The organism is Companilactobacillus versmoldensis DSM 14857 = KCTC 3814 (genome assembly GCF_001434295.1).
Classification (GTDB): Bacteria; Bacillota; Bacilli; order Lactobacillales; family Lactobacillaceae; genus Companilactobacillus; species Companilactobacillus versmoldensis.
Genome location: NZ_AZFA01000002.1, coordinates 187,769 through 213,166, shown reverse-complemented (window position 1 = coordinate 213,166; position 25,398 = coordinate 187,769). Strand labels below are relative to the sequence as shown.

Below are 25,398 nucleotides of genomic sequence, written 5' to 3'. Positions count from 1 at the left end.
AAGTAATGCCTGATCATGTGCGTATGATGATCAGTTTCCCGCCTGACATGACACCAAGTTCTGTCGTGAAGTCATTCAAGGGAATGTCAGCTAGACAATGGTTCAAGGAATATCCTGAAACGAAGTCCCAACTCTGGGGTGGTCATTTGTGGTCGCCGAGTTATTTCATGAGTACGTCAGGTAATGTTTCAAAGGAGATAGTAGCGCAGTATATCGAAGATCAATTAACAAAATACAACGGGGGTCGTCCTAGACATTGATTCATCTCGGCAATGAATTACCGAGTTTTCTCAATTGACGACCTTTATAAATTTATCTTTTCTGCAAACAAATATTTAAATTTGACAATCTAATTCTCAAATTGTATTATCATAACAACGATTAGTTAGAGAATTATTAAATTAAACAACTCGATCAGGGGAAGTAATTAACATCCTGAACTACAGAAAGTTATCATTTGCTGAGAGATAATAGATGGATTTAATGAAAATGACCTGTGATTGGTGCGCTGAGTCTTAATTGATAAAGATGCAATGGCTGGTATCCATTATCATACACGCGTATAGAATTAGTCTGTACGTTGATGAGGAGACAAGTGTAAGCTCGTCTCGAATTAGAATGGTACCGCGAATAGTCGCTTCTAAAATAGAACTCATATGAGTTCTGATTAGAAGCGGCTTTTTTTGTTTTCTAATATATTTTTTAACTTTGAGAAATGCTGTTCTTAAGGAGGAATCTGATTATTACAAAATTAGTTAAGCCACCAAGAACTTCTTTCAAAGATTGAGGTATCATCATGATTGATCGTACATTTTTGTAATTGAATTAAGGGGAAAGTAATGAACAAGTTTTTTAAAGTAGCAAGAGTCCCAATGTTGTTGTTCACAGTTATGCTGGGCTTAGTATTATTAACAGGCTGTGGCAATCGACACGATAGTAATACTGTGCGTGTCGGTATCAATGCTTCAGATGCTCCTATCTGGGAAGTGGTCAAGAAGAAGGTCAAGAAGGAAGGAATCAATTTAAAGATTCTGGAATTTAATGATTATAATCAACCTAATATGGCGTTAGCCCAAGGCGGATTAGAAATGAATGCCTACCAACATACATACTTCCTGGATTCTTGGAACAAGTCGCATCATACGGATCTGGTACCAATTGGATATTCGATCATTCAACCGCTGGCAATGTATTCTCATAAGATCAAAAATATTGACCAGATCAAGGAGAATGCTAAGATCACGATACCAAATGATTCGTCCAATGAAGCGCGAGCATTGCAATTATTGGAATCAGCTGGTCTGATTACTTTGAAGGACAAGAAATTGCCGTCTGTTAAGGATGTTACTTCTAATAAATTGCACTTGAAATTCATTACATTAGATGCTGCGCAAACAGCTCGATCATTGGATGATGTAACAGCAGCCATCGTTAATGGTAATGTTGCTGCTGATGCTAAGTTCAATCCTAAGAATGCGGTCTATCGGGAAAAGATCACTAAAAAGTCGAAACCCTGGATCAATATCATCGTGGCTGACAAGAAACAAAGAAACAACAAGAATTACAAGAAGGTTGTTAAAGCATATCAATCGAAGGAGACTGCAAAAGAGATCAAAAAGGTCTATGGAGATAATGCTGTGACAGCTTGGAATTTGAAACTTAAATAATTTTCGGGGTGGAAAAGATGCAAAAATTCAACAAGATAGGAAAAATTTTATTAGTAGTCTGTGCGGCTGTTTCATTATTAGTTATTGCCGGTTGCGGGAATAAGAACGCTAATGAAACAACATTTAAAGTAGGTATTTACGGTTCTGATGACCGGATCTGGAAGCCTCTAGCTAACAAGTTAAAGAAACAAGGTATCAATTTGAAGCTAGTTGAGTTCAACGATTACAACACACCAAATAAAGCTTTGGAATCTGGGGAGCTAGATATCAACGCTTTCCAAAATTATCACTTCATGCGTGATTGGAATAAAGCTAATAAAGGTAATGTTGTGGCTATCGGTGATACTTACATTGCACCGCAAAGAATTTACTCAAATAAAATCAAACGTCTTAGTCAGTTGAAGAGTGGCGACAAGGTTTCGATCCCTAGTGATGCAACAAATGAGGATCGTGGTTTGAGAGTTCTTCAACAAGCTGGATTAATCAAGTTGAATAATGCCTCATTGCACACCGTAAAAGATGTAACTGAGAATAAGAAAAACTTAAAGCTGACACCATTAGACGCAGCTCAAACTGCTCATTCATTGACCGATGTTAGTGCAGCAGTTGTCAACAATGATGTTGCTCAAGATGCTAATTTGAAACCAGAACCAGCTATTTATAAGGAACAAATCAATAAAGAATCTAAACCCTACGTTAATATTATTGCTACAACAAAATCCAAGAAGAATAACAAGACTTACAAGAAAGTTGTTAAAGCTTACCAGACCAAATTTATTGCTAAGAAGATCAAAGAAGTCTACAACGGTTCAACTTACGCAGCTTGGAATTATAACTTTAATTAATCAAAAGGAGGGATCTTCGTGTCAAAGCTTACTGATCCATTGATTCAGCAATCAATCGAACAATTAAAGAAATACATTGCTTTGCCATCCGTTTCAGCTAAACAGCAAGCTCAACCAGAAACAGCTAAATTTCTAGAACAACTCTTAACCGAATTTGGCGCTGAAGTTTCTGTTTGGAATGATTACGATGTCCCTTGTGTCTTTGCCTCCGCCAAGCCGGAAAAACCAAGCGACACAACGATTTTGATTTACGATCATTACGATGTTCAGCCGGAGGAGCCACTTGAATTGTGGGAGTCGGATCCTTTCGAATTGCAGGTAACGTCAGACAAGTTTATCGGTCGCGGTGCTTCAGATTGTAAAGGTGATTTGATCAGCCGGATCGCAGCTCTGAATCTTTATCGTCAAGAACATGGTGACCTGCCTTGTAATATAAAATTTTTGATTGAAGGTGCTGAAGAAGTTGCTAGCCAACATTTGGAAGATTATTTAAAACTTCATCAAAATGAATTATCAGCAGACATGGTGATTTGGGAGTCTGGTTTTAAAAATGAACATGAGCAGTTCGGCTTCAATGGTGGTACTAAAGGTGTGCTCTGTTTTGAACTTGAAGCTATTTCTGCTAACGCAGATCTTCATTCATCATATGCTGCAGTAGTCGACAGTGCTACCTGGCGATTGACTCAGGCATTGAATGCTTTACGGGATAAAGACGGTAGAATCTTGATTCCTGGTTTTTACGATGATGTAGTTGAACCTAGTGAGCGTGAAAAAGCTTTAGTCGCACAAACAATCGAACCCGATTTGAAAGAGGCATTAGGCTTGACGACTCCACTATTGAAAAATAAATCGGTCAATTACAATTTGACCTTTGAACCAACGATCAACATTGAAGGTTTATCTAGTGGTTGGGAAGGTCAAGGTGTCAAAACCGTCACTCCTAAATTGGCCAAAGCTAAATTGGAATTCCGCTTGGTACCAGATCAAGATCCTCATGATTTATTTAAAAAGTTGACCGATTATTTGAATAATCAAGGATTTGAAGATATCAAGGTATCTTACCTGTTAGGTGAGAAAGGTTATCGCTGGGATCTAGACAGTCCCATTGTGAATACCTTGATCGATACTGCTAAAGATTATTTTGGCGGTGAAGACAAAGTTGAAATATTACCATCGAGTCCAGAAACTGGGCCGATGTACTTGGTCAATAAATATTCTCAGGCACCAATCGTCGCTTGTGGAGTTAGTTATTCTAAAGCTGGCAATCACGCGTCTAACGAGAACATTCGTATCCAAGATTATTTAGATTTTATCGACTTTTTCGATGAATTCTTAGGAAAAATTGTGAAGGAGTAATTTAATGGCAGATCAGAACGAAATAATTAAATTAAAAGATATTGATGTGACCTTCCATAATGAAGGCAAAACAATTGAAGCGGTCAAAGACATTTCATTAACAGTCGATCGTGGAGATATCTTTGGGATCATCGGATACTCTGGTGCTGGTAAAAGTACCTTGGTCCGGGTCATCAATTTGTTACAAAGACCAACTGCCGGAGAAGTAGTTGTCAACGGACAAAATATGTTAGCTCTAAGTTCAAAAGAATTAAGACAAGCTAGAAAGAATATCGGGATGATCTTCCAGCATTTCAACTTGATGAATTCATTGACTGTTTATGGAAATATTGATTTTCCTTTACGTGATTCCAAACTTTCTAAAAGTGAACGTAAAGAAAAAGTTGATCATTTGTTGGATTTAGTTGGTTTGACAGATCGGGCTCAAAACTATCCTTCACAATTGTCTGGTGGTCAAAAACAGCGTGTTGGTATTGCTCGTGCTTTAGCTAATGATCCAGAAGTTTTGATTTCTGATGAAGCTACTAGTGCTTTGGATCCTAAAACCACTAAAGAAATTTTGGATCTATTAGGACGTTTGAACGAAAAATTAGGTATCACCGTCGTTATCATCACCCACGAAATGGATGCTATTAAACAGATCTGTAACCGTGTTGCAGTCATGGAAGATGGTCGCTTGATCGAAGAAGGTAGCTTGTTGACGATCTTCGGTAAGCCACAACAAAAACTTACTAAGGACTTCGTTGATACTTCAACTCAAGTTAAATCAGCCCTTGAAGAGATCAAGACTAGTGGGATCGTTAATGATTTGTCCGGCCGTTTGATCCAGTTGAAGTTTACTGGTGATGTGACTAACGAACCAATCGTGGTCGGTTTGTATAAGCGTTTCAACGTTTCTGCAAGTATCTTATTCAGTAATATCGAAAGACTTTCAGGTACGACCATCGGTATTATGGTTCTTGCTTTAAGTGGGGATGACAGCAAGGTCCAAGAAGCTGTTGATTACTTGAATGGCCTGGATATTAGTGTTAAAGAAATAGAACTCAACGAAAGTGAGGAAGCATAACCGTGTCTAATTTTATTAATACATTTTTACCCAACGTTGTTGCCAACTGGTACGGCGATAACGGATTTGTTACCGCAATTTGGCAAACTCTTTATATGACTTTTGTCAGTGCACTGTTTGCTGGTGTTTTTGGTATTATCTTAGGAATTTGTTTAGTTGTTACTGCTGAAGATGGAATCACACCTAACAAGGTCGCTTATCAAATCATCGATAAGTTAGTTAACCTGTTCAGATCGATTCCCTTCATTATCTTACTAGCGGTTATTGGACCTTTCACTAAATTGATCGTTGGTCAAACAATCGGACCTGAAGGAGCTTTAGTACCGTTAGTTATCGGTACAGCACCATTCTTCGCTCGTCAAGTTCAGTTAGCTCTAGTTGAAGTTGACCCTGGAGTGGTCGAAGCTGCTGAGTCGATTGGTTTATCACCAATGAAGATTATTTTCCGGGTTTACTTAAAAGAAGGTTTACCTGAATTGATCCGTTCCGGAACTCTGACGATCATTAGTTTGATTGGTCTAACAGCCATGGCTGGTGCCGTTGGTGGTGGTGGTCTAGGTAACATGGCCATCTCAGTTGGTTACCAACGTTTCGAAAATGATGTTACCATCGTATCCATGCTTTTGATCTTAGTTCTAGTTTTCGTTATCCAAGGTATCGGAGATTTTGCAGTCAGAAAGCTCGAGCATTAATTTAAGTTTTATAAATAGGAAGTAATTGTCTGTACCTGAAACGGGGAGGGGTTTTTATTTCCTGTTCGGAGTATCGAAAAAACAGTCACTTCCAAAATTTAGGAAGTGACTGTTTTTAATTTAGGGGGGAAAGAACATGAAAAAAGGGAATAAGTATTTTTCAATTTTATTTTTGGTAGCCTTGTTGGCGGTGGTTTTAACAGGTTGTGGCGGTTCATCCAGTCATACGAAAACAGTCAAGATCGGTATCACCGGATCGGATAACCGAGTTTGGGATGCAGTTGAGAAGAAAGTAGAAAAAGAGGGTATCCATATTAAATTGGTGGAATTCTCAGATTATAGTCAGCCGAATACTGCACTTGATCAAGGGGAGGTTGACATTAATGCTTTCCAAACAGTTTATTTCATGGATAACTGGAATAAGACCCATCATACTAAGATCGTTTCTATCGGACAGACTGACATAGCACCGATGGCTTTATATTCGCATAAGATCCACAACTTATCCGAATTGAAGAATGGTTCTAAGATTGCCATTCCGAATGATCCAACTAATGAAGGTCGTGCCTTACAATTACTTGCGAGTGCAGGATTAATTAAACTCAATTCAGCTGCCTTGCATACAGTCAAAGATATTACTTCAAATCCTAAACATTTAAAGATTGCTCAACTCGATGCTGGTCAAACAGCTCGTTCATTGAATGATGAGACAGCAGCAGTAGTTAATAGTGGTGTTGCTAGTGATGCTAAATTCGATCCGAAAACTGCTATTTATACGGAAAAGGTCACTGCTAAGTCAAAACCTTATGTCAATATCATCTCGGCAAATGAAAAAGATAAGAACAATCCTTATTACAAAAAAGTCGTTGAAGCTTATCAATCAGAAGACATTGCCAAGTTAACTAAGAAACTTTACGGTAATTTCCAAATTCCAGCTTGGAATTATAAAATTTTACAAAGCTAATTGATTGCTGAAAACCACTGATTCAAATAAATTTTTGAATCAGTGGTTTTTATATTGCCTAATCACTTGACTTGTTGAATGAATCGAAATATAATTCATTCAAATATAACATCATGAGAGGTGTTGTGGAGATGGATGATAAGAAAGGCCGGTTATTTGACGCAGCCCACGTTTTATTTTTAGAGCGAGGCTTTAAAAATACTAGTGTAGCTGATATTGCAGATATTGCTGGCGTTGCAGTTGGTTCGTTTTATTTATATTTTAAATCGAAAGAAGACATTTTTGTTCAGATCTACGACAGTGAAAATGAACACATCAAAAATGAGATCATTTCCAAAGTCGATTTGGATGGTGACCCAGTTTCGGTCATTTCACAAATTGTCCAACAAATTTTAAACTATCCAGCAACAATCGGATCCTCGAAGAATGGTTCACTAATCCAAAGCTTAATTCCTTGATTGCTAAGCAAAATATCAATACTTATGAGGACAGTTTGATTTATTCAACTTTGACAGTCTTGATCGACAAGTGGAGCGAAGAAGATCTGATCAAAGATGGTATGACAAAAGAACGTATTTTAAGTTTGTTCAATTCATTGACAGTTTTGGATTTTCATCAAAAAGATATCAAGACAGAAGATTATCCTCAATTGCTTGATGATTTGATTGCTGGTATTTTGGCAGTCATTTTGAAGTGATACATTACAATAATGTAAGTTACTTGTAAGTCAAAGAGATGGCTGTGGATACCTTTTTTCGTTAATATAAAGATATTGAAAAGTAAAGGGGTTAGTTATAAATGCATATTCAGATAAAAAGATCTAGCAATAATAAATTAGTGGCAGGGGTGATCGGTGGTTTAGCCGAGCACTTTGATTGGAACGTTGCCTTGGCTCGGATTATTTGGATTGTGGTAACAATTGGCTTATTTACAACAGGGATCGGCGTGATCGTCTATTTATTCTTTTGGTTATTGATGCTGAACCCTGATAATAAAGGAGGAAGTAACGATGCACATTCCCGTAAAGAGATCGAACAATAAAATGATTGGTGGCGTGATTGCTGGATTTTGTGAACATTTTCAATGGAATGTCACAATTGGGCGGATAATTTACGTTTTGCTCACATTTACTTCGTGGTTTGCAGGGATTCCAGTTTATTTGATCCTTTGGTTATTGATGGAAAATCCTGATTACGTCAATTAAAGTTTAGTTAGAAAAGAACATCTGATTGTCCGTTTATCAGGTGTTCTTTTTTTGCTTGTCTTTGTGAAATGAATAATTAAATTTTAACCAGCTATGGCATAATGAAAACGCTAAATCTATACTTAAGAGTGAGAGGTGAGTGTAATGAACAAAAGAAGTTCTGATTGTACTGAGATTATTGTTGGGAAAAAAGCATCAATGGATGGTTCGACCATCGTAGCTAGAAATGAAGATGGTTATGCACCGATCAATCCGATCAAATATATCGTCCATGAGGCTAAGAAACAGACCAATGCAGTTTTCAAGTCAGTAACGACTGGAGTTGAAGTACCGCTACCTGATGAAGCTTATCACTATACGGCAACTCCTCAAGCTGATCAAAGTGACGGCATGTGGGAAGAATCTGGGATCAATCAATATAATGTAGGGATGAGTTCCGCTGAAACGACCGCTACCAATGCTCGAGTTTTAGGATATGATCCCTTGGTTCACGATGGTATTGATGAAGAAGCTATGCTGACACTAGTTTTACCATACGTCAAAACTGCTAAAGAAGGTGCTGCCCGTTTAGGGAAATTGCTCGAGAAATATGGTACTGGTGAATGCAATAGTATTGCCTTCAATGATCAAAATGACGTTTGGTTGTTAGAGACAGCCGGAGGCCATCATTGGGCAGCCATGAGATTGCCGGAAGATACTTATGCCATCGTTCCTAATCAGACCGTGATTCAAGAAGTTGACGCCGATGATACGGATAATTTTTTGGTCGCCAGTGATTTGGTCGAGTTCGTTGAAAAGCACCATTTGAATCCTGATCCAGAAAGTTTCAATTTTCGTGAGATTTTTGGAACTCAAAGTGAAGCTGATGCTTATTACAACACGCCGCGGACTTGGTATGGTCAAAAATTATTTAATCCTGAGATCGACCAAGAGCCAACTGCTCAAGATATGCCGATGACCCGCAAACCGGCTAAGAAATTAGCGATTGAAGACGTTGAACGTTTCTTGCAGTCCCACTACAATGGAACGAAATTTGATCCATTCGGAACTTTTGCTTCAGGTACTGAAAAAGAACAACGTCAATATAGATCGATTGCCATGGATCGTAATCAATGCTCATCGATTCTCCAAATCAGAAACGATGTTGACTCTGATCATGCTGGTGTCCAATGGATCGCCATGGGATTTTTTGCTTACAGTCCATACGTTCCATTCTTCACTAACGCCAACGACACACCAGAGGACTATAAGAACACGACAGCAGATGTTTCTGTCGACAACGTTTATTGGCTCGAAAAGACTTTGTCAGTTTTGATCGAACCTAAGTATCATGAATATTCAGATATTATTCATGCATATTTAGACGGTTGTCAATCATATGCTCGCCAACGGGTTGAACAAGCTGATGAAGGTGTGGATGCAGCCAAAGATGTTACACAATATTTGACTGATAATAACTTACAAACAGCTAAAGAGATTTCTTCGAGAACGCATAAATTATTTGATACGTTAGTCAAAAAAGGACTTAATTTATCCAAGACGACTTGGGAAAAGGGTCAAAACTTATAATTTTCAATCAAAACTCATTCAGTTAGGTGAATCAGACACCTAAACTGGATGAGTTTTTGTTGTGCTATAGTATTCTTGAAAGGAATAGGTGGCGCAGATGGAGATCCATAAATTTGAGATTTTTTTGAGTCTAGCAAGTACGTTGAATTATTCCGAAACAGCGGTCAAAATGTATACCACTCAGAGCAATATTTCTAAACAGATCTTAGCATTGGAAAAAGATCTCGGGGTTTCGCTATTTGTTCGAGCTCATCGTAAGATAAATTTGACGCCTGCTGGGAATATTTTGATCCCTTATGCCCGTGAGCTTTTACATGATTACGAAGCTATGCAGATAAAACTAGAAGACTATAAAGATGAACAAAATCTGACCCTACAATTACGGACCATCCCAACGATGCCTAATTATTTGAGTTTCACCTATGTCAGTGAATTTTTTCAAAAGCATCCTGAAGTTCATCTGATCTTAAAAGAAGAGGAAAGTAATCGATTGTTGACCTCATTGCGTCAAGATCAATGTGACTTGATTTTTGCCCGGACTTTTAATTTCGTCGAGGACGGCTTTGAACGGATAGTTACCGAAAGAGATAAATTTGTTGCTGTCTTACCAAGTAGCCATCCATTGGCAAAAGAGAAGCAACTCGATATCAAACAATTATCAACTGAACGATTTTTACTTTTAGGACCGACGACCAAGCTATTGAAACCAGTCATTGAATTGTGCCGTCGCGCTGGTTTTGAGCCAAATATCACCTATCAAGGGACCCGAGTCGACCTATTGATGGGGATGGTCGAAAAAGGTATGGGAATCTCAATCGTGATGAAAAAGATTGCTAACAGTTTTGACAGTAAAAAGTTGGTCGAAGTGCCGTTAGTCAACACGATCGATAATCAATTGAGTTTTATTCGAAAAATTGGTGCTCACAGTCATGCCAGTAATATTTTCTGGGATTTTCTCAAAACAAAAACTAAGCGGTAGTCGTATTCCAGATTGGAATACCTTTACTGCTTTTTTGAATTGAATCAATATTAATACCCTTATACAATTAACTTAGAAATTAATCGAGGAGGGATAAAATGTCAGATCAATATGATTTGAGAAAAGTTATCGAAGAATTAAAAGAGATTCCTGGACAATATCATGAAACTAATGAAGAAGTTGATCCGAATGCGGAACTAGCAGGAGTTTATCGCTATATTGGTGCTGGTGGGACTGTTGAAAGACCAACTCAGGAAGGCCCTTCAATGATGTTCAACAACGTCAAGGGTTTTCCTGACACGCGTGTTTATATTGGTTCAATGGCTAGTCGTAAGCGTGTGGGCAAGATCTTGCATCACGATTACAAAACCTTAGGTCGTTTCCTAAGAGATTCAGTCGACCATCCAGTCCAACCAGTTGAGGTCAAACATGAACAGGCGCCGGCTCAAGAAGTAGTTCATTATGCCACTGATGATGATTTTGACCTTAGAAAGATCATTGCAGCTCCAACTAACACTGAATATGATGCTGGTCCTTATATCACGACTGGTCTAGTTCTAGGTTCTGATCCTGATAAGACGATGAGTGATGTTACGATTCATCGAATGGTCCTAGAAGATAAAGATACTATCGGAATGTACATCATGCCCGGTGGACGTCATATCGGACATTTCCAGAAGCAATTTGAAAAACTCAACAAACCAATGCCGATCACGATCAATATTGGACTTGATCCCGCAATAACCATTGGGGCTACCTTTGAGCCACCTACAACTCCACTTGGTTACGATGAATTATGCATCGCCGGAGCTTTGAGGAATCAAGCTATCCAACTAGTTGATGGTGTTGAGGTCGATGAAAAGGCCATCGCTCGTTCAGAATACGTGATCGAAGCCGAGATCATGCCTAATCAGACCATGCAGGAAGATATCAATACTAATACTGGTAAAGCGATGCCAGAATTCCCTGGATATGATGGCGATGCTAATCCGGCAGTTAACGTGGTCAAAGTCAAGGCTATTACTCATCGTAAAGATAATCCAATCATGCAAACGACTATCGGACCTAGTGAGGAACACGTTTCAATGGCTGGTATCCCAACTGAGGCCAGTATCTTAGAATTAGTTGATAAAGTGATCCCTGGTAAGGTGGCCAACGTTTATAATCCACCCGCAGGTGGTGGTAAGTTGATGACCATCATGCAGATCCATAAAGACGATGAAGCCGATGAAGGGTTACAAAGACAAGCAGCAATTTTGGCTTTGTCAGCCTTTAAAGAGTTGAAGACAGTTATTTTAGTTGATGAAGACGTTGATATTTTTGATATGAATGATGTCATCTGGACTTTGAACACTCGTTTCCAAGGCGACAAGGACATCATGGTCTTGCCGGGAATGAGAAACCATCCACTAGACCCATCTGAAAGACCGGAATACGATCCTAAGTCGATCCGTGTTAGAGGGATGAGTTCAAAGACCATCCTTGATGGAACAGTGCCATTTGATATGAAAGACCAATTCGTTCGAGCACGATTTAAGAAAGTTCCCGATTGGAAGAAGTACTTGAAGTAAGGAGGACCATTAATGATTGAACCTAAAAAAAAGGTGATCATTGCTGTTACTGGTTCATCTGGAACTATTTATGCAATTGATTTGATCAAAAAGTTGCAGAAAAATCCAAATGTTGAGACCCATGGAGTTTTCAGCGCTTGGGCCAAGAAAAATCTTCAGCTTGAAACCGACTATTCATTAGCACAGCTCAATGCGATGCTCGATTATTCTTATAATGATCATGATTTAGGTGCCAAGATTGCCAGTGGTTCGTTTCTTGTCGACGCGATGGTCATTGTTCCCGCTAGCATGAAGACAATCGCTAGTATTTCGGTAGGTTTAGGCGACAACTTGATCAGCCGTGCTGCAGATGTAACCTTAAAGGAACGTCGGCAGCTGATCATGGTGCCACGTGAAACTCCTTTGAGCACGATTCATTTGGAAAATATGACTAAATTGTCGCAAATGGGTGTCGAAATGATTCCGCCAATCCCAGCATTTTATAATCATCCGGAGACGATCCAAGACCTAGTCAGTCACCAGACGATGAAATTATTGGATGCATTGCATATTCATAATGATTCGACCGGACGCTGGGAGGGGATATAATGAATTTTTCCGTGACCCAAGCAAATTATACGATTGAAGCAAATTTGACTGTCATTGGACAAGACTTGTTGATTGAGATCACTGGTGGCAACGTTCCCCATATCGGGACCGTTACCACTCTGACTAAGACAGAAAAAATAACGACCAATCGTTTCCCAAGCCACGATGGTCGTTATCATAAAGATGGAGTATTAGCAGAAGCAGTTGCAAAAATCATTCAACCACAACTTCCTGGCAGTTGTACTATAACTTCTGGAGTTCATGTTGATAAAATCAGTCTGGAACAGATAAAGGCGTCAAAGCCAATGTCTGAAAATCTCGGACGCCAGATCAGTCAGTGGCTACAAAAAACTACTTTAGATAGTCATCAACCAGTTTATTATGGAAAAAACGAAACTCCCAAGTAATTAATAACTAGTGTCAATTTTTTAAAGAGTGATAATATTGCCAGAATCTTTGAGCAACTTGCTTCTTAGTAAGCAATGGCCAATTATCTGGTCGCTTATCTGCGGTTATTAAAGTTATTTGATTAGTGTCGACGTTAAAGCCAGCGTCAGAACGAGAAACATCGTTGGCCAAGATTACGTCGGCATTTTTTGTCTGCAATTTTTTCTCGGCGTTTTTAATTACATCTTGAGTTTCAGCAGCAAAAACAACGACAAATTGATTTTTTTTATCAGTCGCAATAGTCTTTAAAATATCAGGATTTTTGACCAACTCAATGTTTAAATGATCGTTGTCGCTAGTCTTCTTGATTTTTTGATCTGACACACTAACTGGTCGAAAGTCGGCGACAGCGGCTGCCATAACCAAGACATCGATCTTGGGAAATAGTTCTAACAATCGTTTTAACAAATCTGCTGCTGAAGAGATCCTTTCGACTGTTAAATTGGGTAGATGACTGATATAGGGAACAGTTGACAATAGTGTGACCTGTCCACCTAATTGAGCGGCCTGTTCAGCCATTGCGATACCCATTTTACCTGAGGAATTATTACCGATATAACGCACAGGATCAAGTGGTTCTTTGGTACCTCCTGCGGTGACGACTATTTTACTTCCGGCTAGAGAAAAGCTTTCGGCAAATTGGTCCTCGATTGCTGCCATAATATGTTTGAGGTCAGGCAAACGTCCTTTGCCGACTTCACCTTCGGCTAAAAAGCCACTGTCAGGAGAAACGACTGTGATACCAGCATTTTCAAGGACTTTGATATTTGTCTGAACAGGTGGGTATTCCCACATACTGGTGTTCATAGTTGGGAAGACCAGCTTTTTGGCTTCAGTTGCCATCAAGGCAGTACTAGCCAAATCATCCGCGATTCCGTTGGCCATTTTACCGATAAAGTTTGCTGTAGCAGGAACCACGACTGCTAAATCAGTCCAACGAGCTAATTTGATGTGAGGGATGAAATCATTATTGGCCGACTGGGTAGTGAAATTATCAGTTAGCACCGGATTTTGGCTCAGAGTCGCAAAAGTCAGTGGCTGAACAAATTCTTGTGCGGATTTAGTCATCACCACTTGGACTTCAGCTTTATTTTTCTTCAGAGCCCTGACGACATTCAGAGCCTTATAGGCAGCAATCCCACCAGTAACGTAAATTGCCACATGTTTTGAATTTAACATAACTTCATCTCTTACTTTCTAAATTGTTATAATACTTTTCAGGAGGTCAAACATGAATAAATCCACCATGTACATAATTATAACAATTATTTTGTTTTTAGCTTTAAACGATCCAATCTTGAAATTTTTGGCCCATGGATTTAACCTAAGTTTCTGGATCAATGAAATAATCATTGCAATCATCGTGATTGCTTTGGTATTGTTGATCAGCTGGCTAGTAAACAAGTTTATCTTAAAAAAATAAGCACTTGGTTTTGTAAAAGCCGCCTGACTTGTTAAACTGGTCATTATAGTTTATTGATTGATGAGGGTAGTATGGGTAATATTTTAAAAATAACTAATTTACAAAAATCATTTGGTAAGAAAACTGTTTTAAAAAATGTCAACTTGACGATGGAAGAAGGCCACGTTATTGGTATCGTCGGCGCTTCCGAGTCTGGCAAATCGACCTTATTGCGCACGATGATGGGGATGGCTTCAGTTGATGAAGGCCGGATTGAAATGTTTGGCAATCAAATCAATCGTAATAATCAACCTAAAGTCCAAAATGTTGGGGCACTGATCCAAGCACCAAGTTTCTATCAACTTTTTACTGGTTTGGAACACTTAAAATTATATGACAATAGTCCTGATGCTGACCAACAAATAGCGTTTGTTTCAGATTATTTCCAGATGAATGATTATTTGTCTCAACCAGTTAGCTCCTATTCATTAGCAATGAAACAAAAATTAGGCTTAGCTTTGGCGATGGTAAATCACCCACAAATGTTGATTTTGGACGAGCCGTTCGTTCATCTGAATATGGCTGATCAAAAAAGGGTTACTGAATCAATTGAAAAGGCCAAACAGGCTGGACAAACTGTCGTCATTACTGCGGAAAACCTGACCGAGATTACTAATTTGGTCGATGACGTAGTTGTCTTAGATCAAGGGACAGTCGTAACCGCTGGTTCGCTAGCTGATCTTCTGGATAAATCGGCTCAAGTCTATTATTTAAGGACTGATGCTGACCAAACTGCTCAAAAACTATTGAAAGCCCGGGGCTATTTAGCCACTAAGGACGATCCGATTGAATTAACGGTCAGTGGCAGTGATAGTCTTAATCCACTTTTCCAATTACTGATTGATTCACAGATTCAAATCGAAAGTATCACTTGTCAACATTTTGTCATCGGTAATTGCCAGTTTTAAAATCAAATTGCGATAATTTAAGTCTTCTGTCGGAACAGAAGGCTTTGTGTTTGCCTTCAAGCAAATTATTTCGATATACTGTAAACGCTTACAAGTGTATTATTAATAGACTGGAGGAGTTTTTTATGTCAATCAAAAATGTCACCATCGCCGGTAGTGGTGTTTTAGGGAGTCAGATTGCTTTTCAAACTGCTTTTCGTGGATACAACGTTACGATCTATGATATTAATGATGAAGTTATTGCCAAGGCTAAAGATCGGATGTTAGGACTGGCTCGGACTTATCAAGATGAAGTTCAAGGTCAGGGCGAACATCTGGATGTTTTCTTAAAACCAGGCGTTTATGAAAGTACCATTTTACCGAACTTGAAATATACTTTATTACGTGACTTATCGACTTCAGCTAAGAACGCTCAAGCTGTTCCAGCCAGCATGAAGTATGAGACTGATCTGGAAAAAGCCGTTAAGGGCGCTGATTTAGTTATCGAAGCCATTCCAGAGAGAATGGACATCAAAGAAAGCTACTATCAAGAACTAGCTAAGGTGGCAGATGAGAAGACGATTTTTGCCACTAATACCTCGACTTTATTTCCAAGTCAATTTGCAGAAATTACTGGACGTCCAGAAAAATTTTTAGCTCTTCATTTTGCTAATGAGATTTGGAAAAACAATACTGCTGAGATCATGGGGACGAAATGGACTGACTCAGAAGTTTACGATCAAGTAGTCGAATTTGCCAAAGGTATCGGAATGATCCCAATCAAGTTGAAGAAAGAACAACCTGGTTATGTTTTAAATACATTATTAGTTCCACTTTTAGATGCTGCCCAAATGCTATTGGCCAAAGGCGTAGCCGATATCGAAACAATCGATAAAACCTGGATGCTAGCAACCAAAGCTCCATTTGGACCATTCGGAATCTTGGATATCGTTGGATTAAAGACTGCTTATGATATTACGGCTAATGCTGCTCAAACAGATCCTGAGTACAAAGAATTAGCGGATATGATCAAAAATGATTATATTGATAAAGGTAAGATGGGTGTCGCCACCGGCGAAGGATTTTATAAATATCCTAATCCAGCTTATTTACAACCAAGCTTTTTGGAATGAAAGCCTACTTAGAAGATGACACGAATCAATCAGTTCTGTGGAAAAATAATTTTCCACAGAACTTTTTTGATATTTTTTTGCAAGATTATTCATGGCATTTATTTCTCTATCCTCATTTTCCAGTCAGAAAGTGTAAAATTAGACTTAGATACGATTTCCACCAAAGGAGAGATTATTAGATGGAAAAAGAAATGTCTCAAAGAGAGAGCAGAAACGCAGAATTATCTCGTCAGGTTGCTGCGCAAGGGATGGTTTTGCTTCAGAACAATAATCAAGTCTTACCGATCAAAAATAAGTCTGTGGCTTTGTATGGTAGTGGGGCTTTTGCAACTTATAAAGGTGGAACTGGTTCCGGTGATGTCAATCAAAGAAGTGTTATCAATATTGAATCAGGCCTTCTGAAAAAAGGCTTTAAGATCACTTCTCAAGGTTGGTTGAACCGTTTCAAACGAGCCTTTCATAAAAGTCGCGATGAATATTATGATCAATATAAAGACTCAGAATTATCCGTTTTGGCACCAGCTTTTGCAATGGATGATCCTGAGGTCAGTGATTTTTCACCGGCTAAGACTGGTATTTACGTTATTTCGCGTAGTGCTGGTGAGGGCCAGGACCGTGAGAACAAGCCAGGTGACTATCAACTGACTGACAATGAATTGTCAAATATTCAAGCTATGAGTCAATTTTACCAAGATAGCGTTGTCCTCTTGAACGTTGGTGGCGTGATCGATACGTCCTTCATTGAGCAATGTCCTCTACTGGATAGTGTTTTATTAGTGTCACAACCAGGAATGGATGCTGGATTGGCAATAGCTGACGTTTTGGATGGCAGCGTTACCCCAATGGGCAAATTGACTGATACCTGGGCTAAAGAATATCGCGATTACTATTCAGCTAATAGTTTTGGCCAACAAGATCCTCATTATCAAGAAGGGATTTATGTTGGTTACCGTTATTTCGATAGTTTCAATATTAAACCAAGATATGAATTTGGTTATGGGATGAGTTATACCAAATTCTTCATCGAAGTGCCCAAGATTCATGTTGATGAACAATCAATCCAATTGAAGATCAAAGTGCAGAATATTGGCGAAGACTATCATGGTTCTGAAGTCGTTCAATTGTATGTTTCCAATCCTCAATCAGATATTCCAACGCCTTATCAAAGTTTGCAAGGTTATGTGAAGACGAAAGATCTCCGTCCTGATGAGGAACAGGAACTAGAGATGTCGATCCCAGTTAAAAATTTGGCTAGTTTTGATGAAAGTCGGGCAGCTGAAGTTCTAGTACCAGGGATCTACATTATTCGGGTTGGTAATAGTTCTAAGAAGACACAGGTCGTTGGTGAATTTAGACTCGATGAAGAAGTCATCGTTAAGCAATACAAACATAAATTAGTTCCCGAAAATGATCCAACAGTTTTACGGAGCAATAACGTTAAGATCGTTCAAGCTGATAAAGTTCCGTTCTTTATTTTAAAAGCTGTCAATTTTGATGAACCAACGATTGTTAATTATCAAGATAAAAATATCGTTCATACGATTTCTGATCACGAAGATGGTCTGCCTGGTAATGGTCGCGAAGAGATCGTTGACCAAGTTGAGAAGTTGCCTTCATCAACTTTGATTGATGTTTACAATAAAAAAGTTTCATTACAACAGTTTGTCGCTCAATTGCCCCAAAAGGAATTGATCAAATTAGTCGAAGGTATCTTACAACCGGAACAAATGGGAAGTATCGTCGGTAACGCAGCACAAGATGTGCCTGGTGCTGCCGGTCAGACTTATTCAAATGATACTTATAAGATCCCCGCAACTGTCAATGCGGATGGACCAGCTGGCTTGAGATTAACACCGAAATATCAAGATGATGACGGGAATACTCAAGTTCAATACGCTACTGCTTGGCCAATTGGTACTCTATTAGCTCAAACCTGGGATGTCGACTTGATCAAACAAGTTGGTAAAGCCGTTGGTGAAGAAATGAAAGAGTTTGGTGTCACGATCTGGTTAGCTCCTGGTATGAACATCCATCGTGATCCACTTGGTGGTAGAAACTTCGAATATTATTCAGAGGATCCTGTTTTGTCAGGTACCATTGCTGCAGCTGAGGTCAACGGTGTTCAGTTGAATCCTGGTGTCGGAGCAACTATCAAGCATTTCTTGGGCAATAACCAAGAGACGAAGCGTAACACTGGAGATAGTATCATCGGTGAACAAGCTTTGCGCGAGATCTACTTGAAGAACTTCAAGATTGCTGTTGAAACATCTCAACCAATGGCCGTGATGAGTTCTTACAACAAGGTCAATGGGACTTTTGCCGGTCAAAACTTTGATTCATTGACTAACATTTTGCGCGACGAATGGCATTTCAAAGGATTAGTCATGACTGATTGGTTCAGTTTAGCTGATCCAGTGGAAGGACTTCATGCTGGTAATGATCTAGTCATGCCAGGTGCAAATCAAGATAAGGTCGAAGCCGGAATATCAAACCTTGCACCGGAATTTGACGAAAATGGTGTCATTAAATCTCGTCGGGTGTTTGATATCGCAAGTATGAGTGTTAAGACTAAAGAATTGTGGAACGATTTTGTGCCTGATCAATCCGGTGAGGCCGTTGTTGCTATCAATCTGGGCAAGAGTCAGCAATTAGATGATAGTATCGCTGAGATGATTTTTGCTGGGACAGCCCAAATCGTCAATGATCATAAGGTTTTGATCTCCGGTCATTGGAAAGACAATAACAAATTATATTTGGGAGATCTTCAAAAATCTGCTTTCAATATTTTGAAAGTCGTAATGAAGACTGACCGCTTCGCTAGTTTAGTTGACCAAGCGGCTACTCCCTTAAATGATCCTGAAAGCCTTAAAAGTTACTTTCAAATTAAATAATTAGGACAACTGATTTGTCCAAAAAAAAGCAAGCCATCAATTCAAATTCGAATTGGTGGCTTGTTTAGTAGTTGATCAACTGATCGTAGGCGAAAAACTATTGATTGATAATTAGTCGTCGAAACGATTGATTAGGTCAACTAAAGCATCGTCGATGCTCTTTAAGAATCCTTTTGTTCCTTCATTAACATTGCCATTGTCATCTAGAAGGTCAGTTACGTTACCGATATAGGCTTCTGGTTGTTGAACGACTGGCATATTCAAGAAGACTAATGATTGACGTAAGTGGTGGTTGGCACCGAATCCACTGATGGCACCGGGTGAAACACTCACGATAGCAGCTGGCTTCTTATCCCACATGCTTTGACCGTATGGACGAGAACCAACGTCCAAGGCATTCTTCAAAGCAGCTGGTACTGAACGGTTGTATTCTGGTGTGACGAACAAAACACCGGCAATATCAGCTAATTTGTTTCTAAATTCAGTGTATTCTTTTGGAGTACTTTCCTCAGTATCGATATCTTCATTGTAAAGAGGTAGATCACCGATCTCGATAATTTCTGGTGTATATCCTTCTGGGAATAGGTTCATCATGTTCTTAGCAATTTGCTTAGAATATGATCCTGTCCGAAGACTTCCGACTAAAACAGCGATTTTTTTTGACATAAACTTTCCTCCAATTTATTAGGTTAACTTCAAATTAGCATAAAAGGTTTTTTTAAACAAAAGATTGTTCTCGTAAATCTGAAAAAAATTTTTTGATATTCATTTCAAATATGAATTTATACTGTCAAATTTAACATATGAAGTAGATTACAAAAATGAACTGGTGTCTTCAAATAATAGACAAATATCATTTAATTTGAAAATATTTTCAATTAAATGTTTGAGTTTACATAATTGTTACAAAACTAATCTATATGCAATGTTATTTATTCTCTATGTAATACAACTGAAATAAAAATCTTGTATAGTCATCTACGTTGTTAAACAAATCGGAGGGATTAGTTGATAAAGCAATTTAAATTAGATGCCTTATTTTTCGCGGGGATTTTATTTGTAAGTTTTATGGGATATTCAGCAAATGCATATGCTGTAGCAGATGAAAATACCCAAGTTGAAAATAGTGTAAGCGTTTCAGATGCCATCGCAGGTAACCATTTAAATACAGAACAAGATCAAACTAAACTAAATAAAAAAGTTTCGTTACCTGGTGACAAAGAATTCATGCCAGGGATCAAGGGGAGTGAAAAAGATTTCAGTATGCCTGAGGTCCCAGTCGAAGAAACTGAAGAACCAGCAGAAGCTACGTCAGAACAAGCTCCAGTAGCTTCACCAGAACCAGTAGCACAGCCGGAACAAGAGGCTGCTACACCAGAAGTCGAGGCAGCTAGTGCTGCTCCTGCTACTCAAAATGTTGGGACATTTAAAGTAAGTTTTTATGATCCAGCTGTCTTAGGCTCAAACATGGGTTATGATGGTGTAGCCGCCAATTTAGGCGTATTGCCACGCGGTACCAAGATCAAGATCACTACTGCACAAGGTGATGTTTGGTATAAGACGGTTAATGATACCGGTACTTTTGCCAATTCAAATCCACATCAGATCGATGTAGCAATGCCAAATAATGCCGTTCCTTCTTATGGAATAACTAGTGCAACAGTTGGAATCGTTGGCTAAATAGCACGATTTTATTAGTAACTATAAGCAACAAAAAATATCCGCCAGTTCGCGTAATTTGAGCTGACGGATATTTTAGTTATCAAGAAGTTCACTCATTAAAAATTATAAGAAGATTTGTTGTAAAATGGAGTCATCGAGGAGGTACTACCATGAAAATATTTGGCATGACTGATAGCACATTGAACAGCTTATCCGAATTTGATGAGGCTACTCCTGTACCATTAGAAAATGATATTTTAGTCGAGGTCGAGGGGATCTCGATCAATCCAGTTGATATTGCAACTAGAAAGAAATTGACTGACGAAATCAATGGACCTAAGGTACTTGGTTATGACGGTTACGGTAAAGTCGTCGATGTTGGTCCCAAGGTAACGAAATTTCATAAAGGAGACTTGGTCTTTTATGCTGGAGACTATTCACGTGACGGCAGTTACCAGGAATACGAATTAGTCGACCAAAACATTGCTGCCTTAGCTCCTAGGAAGAGATCGATCGAAAATAGTGTGGGAATGCCACTAGTAACATTAACGGCCAGTGAGTTGTTATACGAGAAATTACAAGTTGACGCTAAAGCTGATAATTCTGACCAGACTATTTTGATCATCAACGGTGCTGGTGGAGTCGGTTCAGTAATGACTCAATTGGCTCATCAAGCGGGACTGAAGGTTGTTTCGACTGCTTCCTCAAATGAAAAAATTGCTTGGGTCAAAAAATTAGGTGCTGATTATACTATTGATCATCACCAGGATCTCGTTGTACAATCACATGACCTCGGGATTGATAATTATGATTATATCATTGGTTTGAGTGACAATGATCCACATTTCAAGGAAATCGTTGAATTGATCAAGCCATTGGGTATTTTTGCGACGATCACTAATTTGCGTGAATCAAAAGTTGCTGAATTAAAACAAAAATCGGTTGACTTCAAATGGGAATGGATGTTTACTAAAGCCTTCTTTAAATTGCCAGAAATGGCTCAACAAGGCGAATATCTTACAAAATTAGCCACTGATCTTGATGATGGCAAGATTCAGTCGACGACGACAAAAGTTTTTCACGGATTCAATATTGATAATATTAAGCAAGCCACGGAATTAGTCGAAGCAGGGCATATGATGGGGAAAGTCGTTGTTCTGAAGTAGAAAAACCATTTTGTTAATGGGTGATTAAGTTGTACACTTAATTAACAAAACCAGTAATGAGCCTAGTGGATTGTCGGTTTAAAAAATGGGACACTCCACATTGTGAAGGTCCCATTTTGTTATGATTGATTTTAATTTTAAATTAACTCGAAGTGTTTTAAACCGTTGACGATTCCGTTATCGGTATTAGCAGTGGTAATGAATTCAGCTAATTCTTTGACTTCATCGATTCCATTGGCCATGGCAACACCATGGTCAGCAAATTCAATCATCGGTACATCATTAGCGCCATCTCCAAAGGCGTAAACTGGTTTGTTTTCCAAGTCGAGACCGTTAAGAAGATGCTTGATACCGTGCATCTTAGAAACATCTTTTTTCACAGTATCGATAGAATATTTACCTGTCTTGAAGAAATTCAAGCCCGGGAATAATTTTTGATAGCGTTCCGGACCTTCGTTAGAGATAACGATGATCATTGGAATGATATTATGTTTATAAAAGTTTGGGTCGATTTCTGGTCTTTCAATATGGACGGAATTATAAAATTCTGTCACGATTGGTTTATCAGAGTAAACTTTCGTTGTATCTTTGGTATGCATAGCCAAAGTATCACCAAATTTATCAACAGTTTCAAGCACAGACTCAATTGTTTGGTCATCCAAGCTACTTTCGTAAACAACTGTACCCTCAGATTCGATATAAGCACCGTTTAATGTGATATAGGTGTCAATACCTGTGGGTCCAAGAACATGTTGCAACTCATTAGTTGAACGTCCGGTGCTAATAACTGGTAGATAACCGTTGTCGTGGAGTTCATGAACGGCTGTAGCAACGGAATCGTCGATTTGAGATTGAGCATTCATTAATGTTCCATCTAAATCGAAAAAGACGGTTCCCTTATAATTTTTGTGCAAAGTATTCACCAATTTAATAAAATTTTTGACTTATTACATCTTAACAAGTTTTACTTAAAACCGATAGGAGATTATCGAATGAAATTACTAATGATAGAAGATAACAAATCAGTTTCCGAAATGATGAGCATGTTTTTCCAAAAGGAAAACTGGGATGTCACCTTTGCTTATGATGGGAATGAGGCGATGGATAAATTCAATGCTGCAGCTGACGAATGGGACATGATCACTTTGGACCTCAACTTGCCCGGAAAAGACGGGATGGAAGTTGCTAAAGAGATCAGGAACGTTTCTAAAACTGTCCCTTTGATTATGTTGACCGCCCGTGACAGTGAAAGTGACCAAGTGCTAGGACTCGAATTTGGTGCTGATGATTACGTCACTAAGCCATTCAGTCCCATCACTTTGATTGCTCGGATCAAAGCCATTCACCGCCGGAGCGAAAATATTGCTGAAGAAGCTTCAAAAAATAGCGTCAATAATTCAAATGAGACTGAAGATGATTACAATCAATTTGATATCGACACTGGCTTCTTCCAATTGAATGCTGATACACGTGAAGCTTATCTTGGTGGTAAAGAGATCCCTGATTTGACACCAAAAGAGTTCGATCTTTTAAAGACTTTGGCTAGCAAGCCTAAACGGGTCTTTTCACGTGAACAATTGCTCGAACAAGTTTGGGATTATGATTACTTTGGTGAAGAGCGGACTGTCGATGCTCACATCAAAAAACTACGTCAGAAAATCGAAAAAGTTGGACCACAAGTGATTGAGACTGTTTGGGGTGTTGGTTACAAATTTGATGATTCTGAAGTAAAGGCCAATAAAGAATGAAATTAATTTATCAAAATATGCTGAGCTTTTTAGTCGTTATCTTGACGACTTTAGGAATTATTTTGTATACCGTTACTAGCACTTCAACGACTTGGGAGTATAACCGGACCTATCGAGATCTCGAAGGTTATGCTGGGAATTTAGAGAAGATTGCTTTAAAAGTAGATAAAAACACTGGTCAATTTCATAATATTACTGGTGAAAACATTCAGATGGTCGAACAAGTTTTGTCTGACCGGAATGTTCAATTTGCTATCTTCAATTATCGAAATCAGCAAGTTTATCCAACTTTACGTGATGGCATCACGGCTAGTTTACCAAGTAATTACTGGAAAAAATTGAAACAAGGTAAGACTATCCGTAATATTCAGCGTCATGTTGATGAGAGTGGGAACCCGGCTTTACGGGAGAAGACTAATGTTAATTATGTTTATGTCTTGACTCCTTGGTTCCACAAAGGGAAGCTGGTCGCGGCTGTTTGGGCAGGTTCAGATGTGAGTCAATTGCAGACTAATATTGGTCAGATAAACAATCGGCTCTATATTGCCTTGTTGATCTCATTGTTAGCTGCAATCATTTTGAGTTTCTTGTTGTCTCGATATCAAGTCAATCGGATCAACCGTTTGCGGAGTGCGACTCGTCGAGTTGCCAATAATGACTTCTCTGTTCATATTGAGAGTCGTAATCGTGATGAATTAGACGATCTTGCGAATGATTTCAATACCATGGTTAGGTCACTAGAAGCTTCTGACAAAGAGATCAAGCGACAAGAGCAACGTCGTAAGGAATTCATGGCCGATGCCTCTCATGAGATGAGAACGCCATTGACGACTATCAACGGTTTGTTGGAAGGACTTGCTTATGATGCTATCCCTGAAGAATCGAAGGGGCAAAGCATCGAATTGATGCGAAATGAAACCAATCGTTTAATCAGATTAGTCAATGAGAATCTCGATTACGAGAAGATTAGGACAAACCAAATCACTTTAGCTAAACGGGTCTTTGACGCTAACACGCCACTGAACGATATCGTTTCGCAATTGCAAAAGAAAGCGGGCGAGTCGAACGATAAATTGACACTTGAGACGCCAAAAGAAAAATTGAATACCTATGCCGATTATGACCGGTTCACTCAAGTTATGTTCAATATTATTCAGAACGCGATCCAGTTTACTAATAATGGTGAAATCGTTGTTAGAGGCTATCGTGAAGACGAGAATCACGCTTCAGTCTTTAAGATTCAAGATACTGGGGTCGGGATGTCGTCTGATCAAGTTAAAAATATCTGGGATCGGTATTATAAAGCTGATCCTTCACGAAAGAACCGTAAATACGGTGAATCAGGACTAGGCCTGTCAATCGTCCATCAATTGGTTGAAAACCATGGTGGCGAGATTGAGGTTGCTAGTAAGGAAAATGTTGGTAGTACCTTCGTAGTTAGATTCTTTGATAAAGGATTTGAACACAAGGTCAACAATGCCCGAATGAATTAAAAAATAGC

The 25,398-nt window shown here is 38.8% G+C and carries 27 protein-coding genes; 24 read left to right on the top strand and 3 right to left on the bottom strand.

The window, feature by feature from the left end:
• From tnpA to lpdD, 16 genes are all read left to right on the top strand, one after another.
• A partial coding sequence (tnpA, locus tag FC27_RS02385; protein ID WP_156402499.1) for an IS200/IS605 family transposase occupies window positions 1–260 on the top strand: 260 nt, incomplete at its 5' end.
• 579 nt (window positions 261–839) lie between these two features.
• Complete coding sequence (locus FC27_RS02380; protein WP_010624141.1) at window positions 840–1,667, top strand: MetQ/NlpA family ABC transporter substrate-binding protein; 828 nt, start codon at window positions 840–842, stop codon at window positions 1,665–1,667.
• Window positions 1,668–1,684: 17 nt separating this feature from the next.
• Window positions 1,685–2,512, top strand: a complete 828-nt coding sequence (locus FC27_RS02375) for a MetQ/NlpA family ABC transporter substrate-binding protein (protein WP_010624140.1) — start codon at window positions 1,685–1,687, stop codon at window positions 2,510–2,512.
• Window positions 2,513–2,530: 18 nt separating this feature from the next.
• The gene (locus FC27_RS02370) at window positions 2,531–3,868 is read left to right on the top strand and encodes a M20/M25/M40 family metallo-hydrolase (protein WP_010624139.1); all 1,338 of its coding nucleotides are present in this window, start codon (window positions 2,531–2,533) and stop codon (window positions 3,866–3,868) included.
• A gap of 4 nt (window positions 3,869–3,872) precedes the next feature.
• Window positions 3,873–4,934: a methionine ABC transporter ATP-binding protein gene (locus FC27_RS02365; protein WP_010624138.1), complete on the top strand. Its 1,062-nt coding sequence runs from the start codon at window positions 3,873–3,875 to the stop codon at window positions 4,932–4,934.
• Window positions 4,935–4,936: 2 nt separating this feature from the next.
• The gene (locus FC27_RS02360; RefSeq protein ID WP_010624137.1) at window positions 4,937–5,626 is read left to right on the top strand and encodes a methionine ABC transporter permease; all 690 of its coding nucleotides are present in this window, start codon (window positions 4,937–4,939) and stop codon (window positions 5,624–5,626) included.
• A 136-nt stretch (window positions 5,627–5,762) separates the two neighbouring features.
• Window positions 5,763–6,590 (top strand): MetQ/NlpA family ABC transporter substrate-binding protein, encoded by an 828-nt coding sequence (locus FC27_RS02355; RefSeq protein WP_010624136.1) that lies wholly within the window; start codon window positions 5,763–5,765, stop codon window positions 6,588–6,590.
• A 131-nt stretch (window positions 6,591–6,721) separates the two neighbouring features.
• Window positions 6,722–7,048, top strand: a complete 327-nt coding sequence (locus tag FC27_RS02350) for a TetR/AcrR family transcriptional regulator (RefSeq protein WP_010624135.1) — start codon at window positions 6,722–6,724, stop codon at window positions 7,046–7,048.
• Between the two features lie 35 nt (window positions 7,049–7,083).
• Window positions 7,084–7,287: a hypothetical protein gene (locus FC27_RS02345; RefSeq protein ID WP_155802088.1), complete on the top strand. Its 204-nt coding sequence runs from the start codon at window positions 7,084–7,086 to the stop codon at window positions 7,285–7,287.
• A gap of 101 nt (window positions 7,288–7,388) precedes the next feature.
• Window positions 7,389–7,631, top strand: a complete 243-nt coding sequence (locus FC27_RS02340; protein WP_010624133.1) for a PspC domain-containing protein — start codon at window positions 7,389–7,391, stop codon at window positions 7,629–7,631.
• Window positions 7,600–7,794, top strand: coding sequence for a PspC domain-containing protein (locus FC27_RS02335; RefSeq protein ID WP_010624132.1), 195 nt, complete (start codon window positions 7,600–7,602; stop codon window positions 7,792–7,794). The genes FC27_RS02340 and FC27_RS02335 overlap by 32 nt, the downstream gene beginning before the upstream one ends.
• A gap of 144 nt (window positions 7,795–7,938) precedes the next feature.
• Window positions 7,939–9,363 (top strand): C69 family dipeptidase, encoded by a 1,425-nt coding sequence (locus tag FC27_RS02330; RefSeq protein ID WP_010624131.1) that lies wholly within the window; start codon window positions 7,939–7,941, stop codon window positions 9,361–9,363.
• Between the two features lie 97 nt (window positions 9,364–9,460).
• Window positions 9,461–10,342 carry a LysR family transcriptional regulator gene (locus FC27_RS02325; protein WP_010624130.1) on the top strand — a complete coding sequence of 294 codons (882 nt, stop codon included), beginning with the start codon at window positions 9,461–9,463 and terminating at the stop codon, window positions 10,340–10,342.
• 98 nt (window positions 10,343–10,440) lie between these two features.
• On the top strand, window positions 10,441–11,913 hold the full coding sequence (locus FC27_RS02320) for a UbiD family decarboxylase (protein WP_010624129.1): 1,473 nt from the start codon (window positions 10,441–10,443) through the stop codon (window positions 11,911–11,913).
• A gap of 12 nt (window positions 11,914–11,925) precedes the next feature.
• Window positions 11,926–12,501 carry a UbiX family flavin prenyltransferase gene (locus tag FC27_RS02315; protein ID WP_010624128.1) on the top strand — a complete coding sequence of 192 codons (576 nt, stop codon included), beginning with the start codon at window positions 11,926–11,928 and terminating at the stop codon, window positions 12,499–12,501.
• Complete coding sequence (gene lpdD, locus FC27_RS02310; protein WP_010624127.1) at window positions 12,501–12,908, top strand: prenylated flavin chaperone LpdD; 408 nt, start codon at window positions 12,501–12,503, stop codon at window positions 12,906–12,908. The genes FC27_RS02315 and lpdD overlap by 1 nt, the downstream gene beginning before the upstream one ends.
• A gap of 13 nt (window positions 12,909–12,921) precedes the next feature.
• On the opposite strand, the gene coaBC is transcribed toward lpdD, so the two are convergent.
• Entirely contained in the window at window positions 12,922–14,127 is a 1,206-nt protein-coding gene (gene coaBC, locus FC27_RS02305) for a bifunctional phosphopantothenoylcysteine decarboxylase/phosphopantothenate--cysteine ligase CoaBC (RefSeq protein ID WP_010624126.1), read from the bottom strand.
• A 52-nt stretch (window positions 14,128–14,179) separates the two neighbouring features.
• On the opposite strand from coaBC, the gene FC27_RS02300 reads away from it, so the two are divergent.
• The 4 genes from FC27_RS02300 to FC27_RS02285 all read left to right on the top strand — a co-directional run bounded on the left by FC27_RS02300 (window position 14,180) and on the right by FC27_RS02285 (window position 19,321).
• A complete protein-coding gene (locus FC27_RS02300) occupies window positions 14,180–14,371 on the top strand; it encodes a hypothetical protein (RefSeq protein WP_010624125.1) in 192 nt (63 codons plus the stop codon).
• A gap of 71 nt (window positions 14,372–14,442) precedes the next feature.
• Window positions 14,443–15,318 carry an ABC transporter ATP-binding protein gene (locus FC27_RS02295; RefSeq protein WP_010624124.1) on the top strand — a complete coding sequence of 292 codons (876 nt, stop codon included), beginning with the start codon at window positions 14,443–14,445 and terminating at the stop codon, window positions 15,316–15,318.
• A gap of 125 nt (window positions 15,319–15,443) precedes the next feature.
• Window positions 15,444–16,430 (top strand): 3-hydroxyacyl-CoA dehydrogenase, encoded by a 987-nt coding sequence (locus FC27_RS02290; RefSeq protein ID WP_010624123.1) that lies wholly within the window; start codon window positions 15,444–15,446, stop codon window positions 16,428–16,430.
• Between the two features lie 179 nt (window positions 16,431–16,609).
• Window positions 16,610–19,321, top strand: coding sequence for a glycoside hydrolase family 3 protein (locus tag FC27_RS02285; RefSeq protein ID WP_010624122.1), 2,712 nt, complete (start codon window positions 16,610–16,612; stop codon window positions 19,319–19,321).
• A 111-nt stretch (window positions 19,322–19,432) separates the two neighbouring features.
• On the opposite strand, the gene FC27_RS02280 is transcribed toward FC27_RS02285, so the two are convergent.
• Window positions 19,433–19,987 carry an NADPH-dependent FMN reductase gene (locus FC27_RS02280; RefSeq protein WP_010624121.1) on the bottom strand — a complete coding sequence of 185 codons (555 nt, stop codon included), beginning with the start codon at window positions 19,985–19,987 and terminating at the stop codon, window positions 19,433–19,435.
• Between the two features lie 342 nt (window positions 19,988–20,329).
• Between FC27_RS02280 and FC27_RS11565 the strand changes: the two genes are divergently transcribed.
• Window positions 20,330–21,001, top strand: a complete 672-nt coding sequence (locus FC27_RS11565; RefSeq protein WP_010624120.1) for a hypothetical protein — start codon at window positions 20,330–20,332, stop codon at window positions 20,999–21,001.
• A 152-nt stretch (window positions 21,002–21,153) separates the two neighbouring features.
• Entirely contained in the window at window positions 21,154–22,149 is a 996-nt protein-coding gene (locus FC27_RS02270; protein ID WP_010624119.1) for a zinc-binding alcohol dehydrogenase family protein, read from the top strand.
• A gap of 137 nt (window positions 22,150–22,286) precedes the next feature.
• Here FC27_RS02270 and FC27_RS02265 read toward each other — a convergent pair whose 3' ends face one another.
• Window positions 22,287–23,072 carry a Cof-type HAD-IIB family hydrolase gene (locus FC27_RS02265; protein ID WP_235699637.1) on the bottom strand — a complete coding sequence of 262 codons (786 nt, stop codon included), beginning with the start codon at window positions 23,070–23,072 and terminating at the stop codon, window positions 22,287–22,289.
• A 69-nt stretch (window positions 23,073–23,141) separates the two neighbouring features.
• On the opposite strand from FC27_RS02265, the gene FC27_RS02260 reads away from it, so the two are divergent.
• Entirely contained in the window at window positions 23,142–23,897 is a 756-nt protein-coding gene (locus FC27_RS02260; protein WP_010624117.1) for a response regulator transcription factor, read from the top strand.
• Entirely contained in the window at window positions 23,894–25,390 is a 1,497-nt protein-coding gene (locus FC27_RS02255; RefSeq protein ID WP_010624116.1) for a sensor histidine kinase, read from the top strand. Before FC27_RS02260 ends, FC27_RS02255 begins: the two co-directional genes overlap by 4 nt.
• The last annotated feature ends 8 nt before the right edge of the window (window positions 25,391–25,398 follow it).

Bases quoted from the DNA above. Each gene is read 5' to 3' on its own strand.
- FC27_RS02330 (WP_010624131.1), top strand. From the start codon at position 7,939: ATGAACAAAAGAAGTTCTGATTGTACTGAGATTATTGTTGGGAAAAAA.
- FC27_RS02315 (WP_010624128.1), top strand. From the start codon at position 11,926: ATGATTGAACCTAAAAAAAAGGTGATCATTGCTGTTACTGGTTCATCT.
- FC27_RS02350 (WP_010624135.1), top strand. From the start codon at position 6,722: ATGGATGATAAGAAAGGCCGGTTATTTGACGCAGCCCACGTTTTATTT.
- FC27_RS02355 (WP_010624136.1), top strand. From the start codon at position 5,763: ATGAAAAAAGGGAATAAGTATTTTTCAATTTTATTTTTGGTAGCCTTG.
- FC27_RS02380 (WP_010624141.1), top strand. From the start codon at position 840: ATGAACAAGTTTTTTAAAGTAGCAAGAGTCCCAATGTTGTTGTTCACA.
- FC27_RS02260 (WP_010624117.1), top strand. From the start codon at position 23,142: ATGAAATTACTAATGATAGAAGATAACAAATCAGTTTCCGAAATGATG.
- FC27_RS02270 (WP_010624119.1), top strand. From the start codon at position 21,154: ATGAAAATATTTGGCATGACTGATAGCACATTGAACAGCTTATCCGAA.
- lpdD (WP_010624127.1), top strand. From the start codon at position 12,501: ATGAATTTTTCCGTGACCCAAGCAAATTATACGATTGAAGCAAATTTG.
- FC27_RS02375 (WP_010624140.1), top strand. From the start codon at position 1,685: ATGCAAAAATTCAACAAGATAGGAAAAATTTTATTAGTAGTCTGTGCG.
- FC27_RS02325 (WP_010624130.1), top strand. From the start codon at position 9,461: ATGGAGATCCATAAATTTGAGATTTTTTTGAGTCTAGCAAGTACGTTG.
- FC27_RS02300 (WP_010624125.1), top strand. From the start codon at position 14,180: ATGAATAAATCCACCATGTACATAATTATAACAATTATTTTGTTTTTA.
- FC27_RS02255 (WP_010624116.1), top strand. From the start codon at position 23,894: ATGAAATTAATTTATCAAAATATGCTGAGCTTTTTAGTCGTTATCTTG.
- FC27_RS02365 (WP_010624138.1), top strand. From the start codon at position 3,873: ATGGCAGATCAGAACGAAATAATTAAATTAAAAGATATTGATGTGACC.
- FC27_RS02290 (WP_010624123.1), top strand. From the start codon at position 15,444: ATGTCAATCAAAAATGTCACCATCGCCGGTAGTGGTGTTTTAGGGAGT.
- FC27_RS02340 (WP_010624133.1), top strand. From the start codon at position 7,389: ATGCATATTCAGATAAAAAGATCTAGCAATAATAAATTAGTGGCAGGG.
- FC27_RS02295 (WP_010624124.1), top strand. From the start codon at position 14,443: ATGGGTAATATTTTAAAAATAACTAATTTACAAAAATCATTTGGTAAG.
- coaBC (WP_010624126.1), bottom strand. From the start codon at position 14,127: ATGTTAAATTCAAAACATGTGGCAATTTACGTTACTGGTGGGATTGCT.
- FC27_RS02320 (WP_010624129.1), top strand. From the start codon at position 10,441: ATGTCAGATCAATATGATTTGAGAAAAGTTATCGAAGAATTAAAAGAG.
- FC27_RS02285 (WP_010624122.1), top strand. From the start codon at position 16,610: ATGGAAAAAGAAATGTCTCAAAGAGAGAGCAGAAACGCAGAATTATCT.
- FC27_RS02335 (WP_010624132.1), top strand. From the start codon at position 7,600: ATGCACATTCCCGTAAAGAGATCGAACAATAAAATGATTGGTGGCGTG.
- FC27_RS02280 (WP_010624121.1), bottom strand. From the start codon at position 19,987: ATGTCAAAAAAAATCGCTGTTTTAGTCGGAAGTCTTCGGACAGGATCA.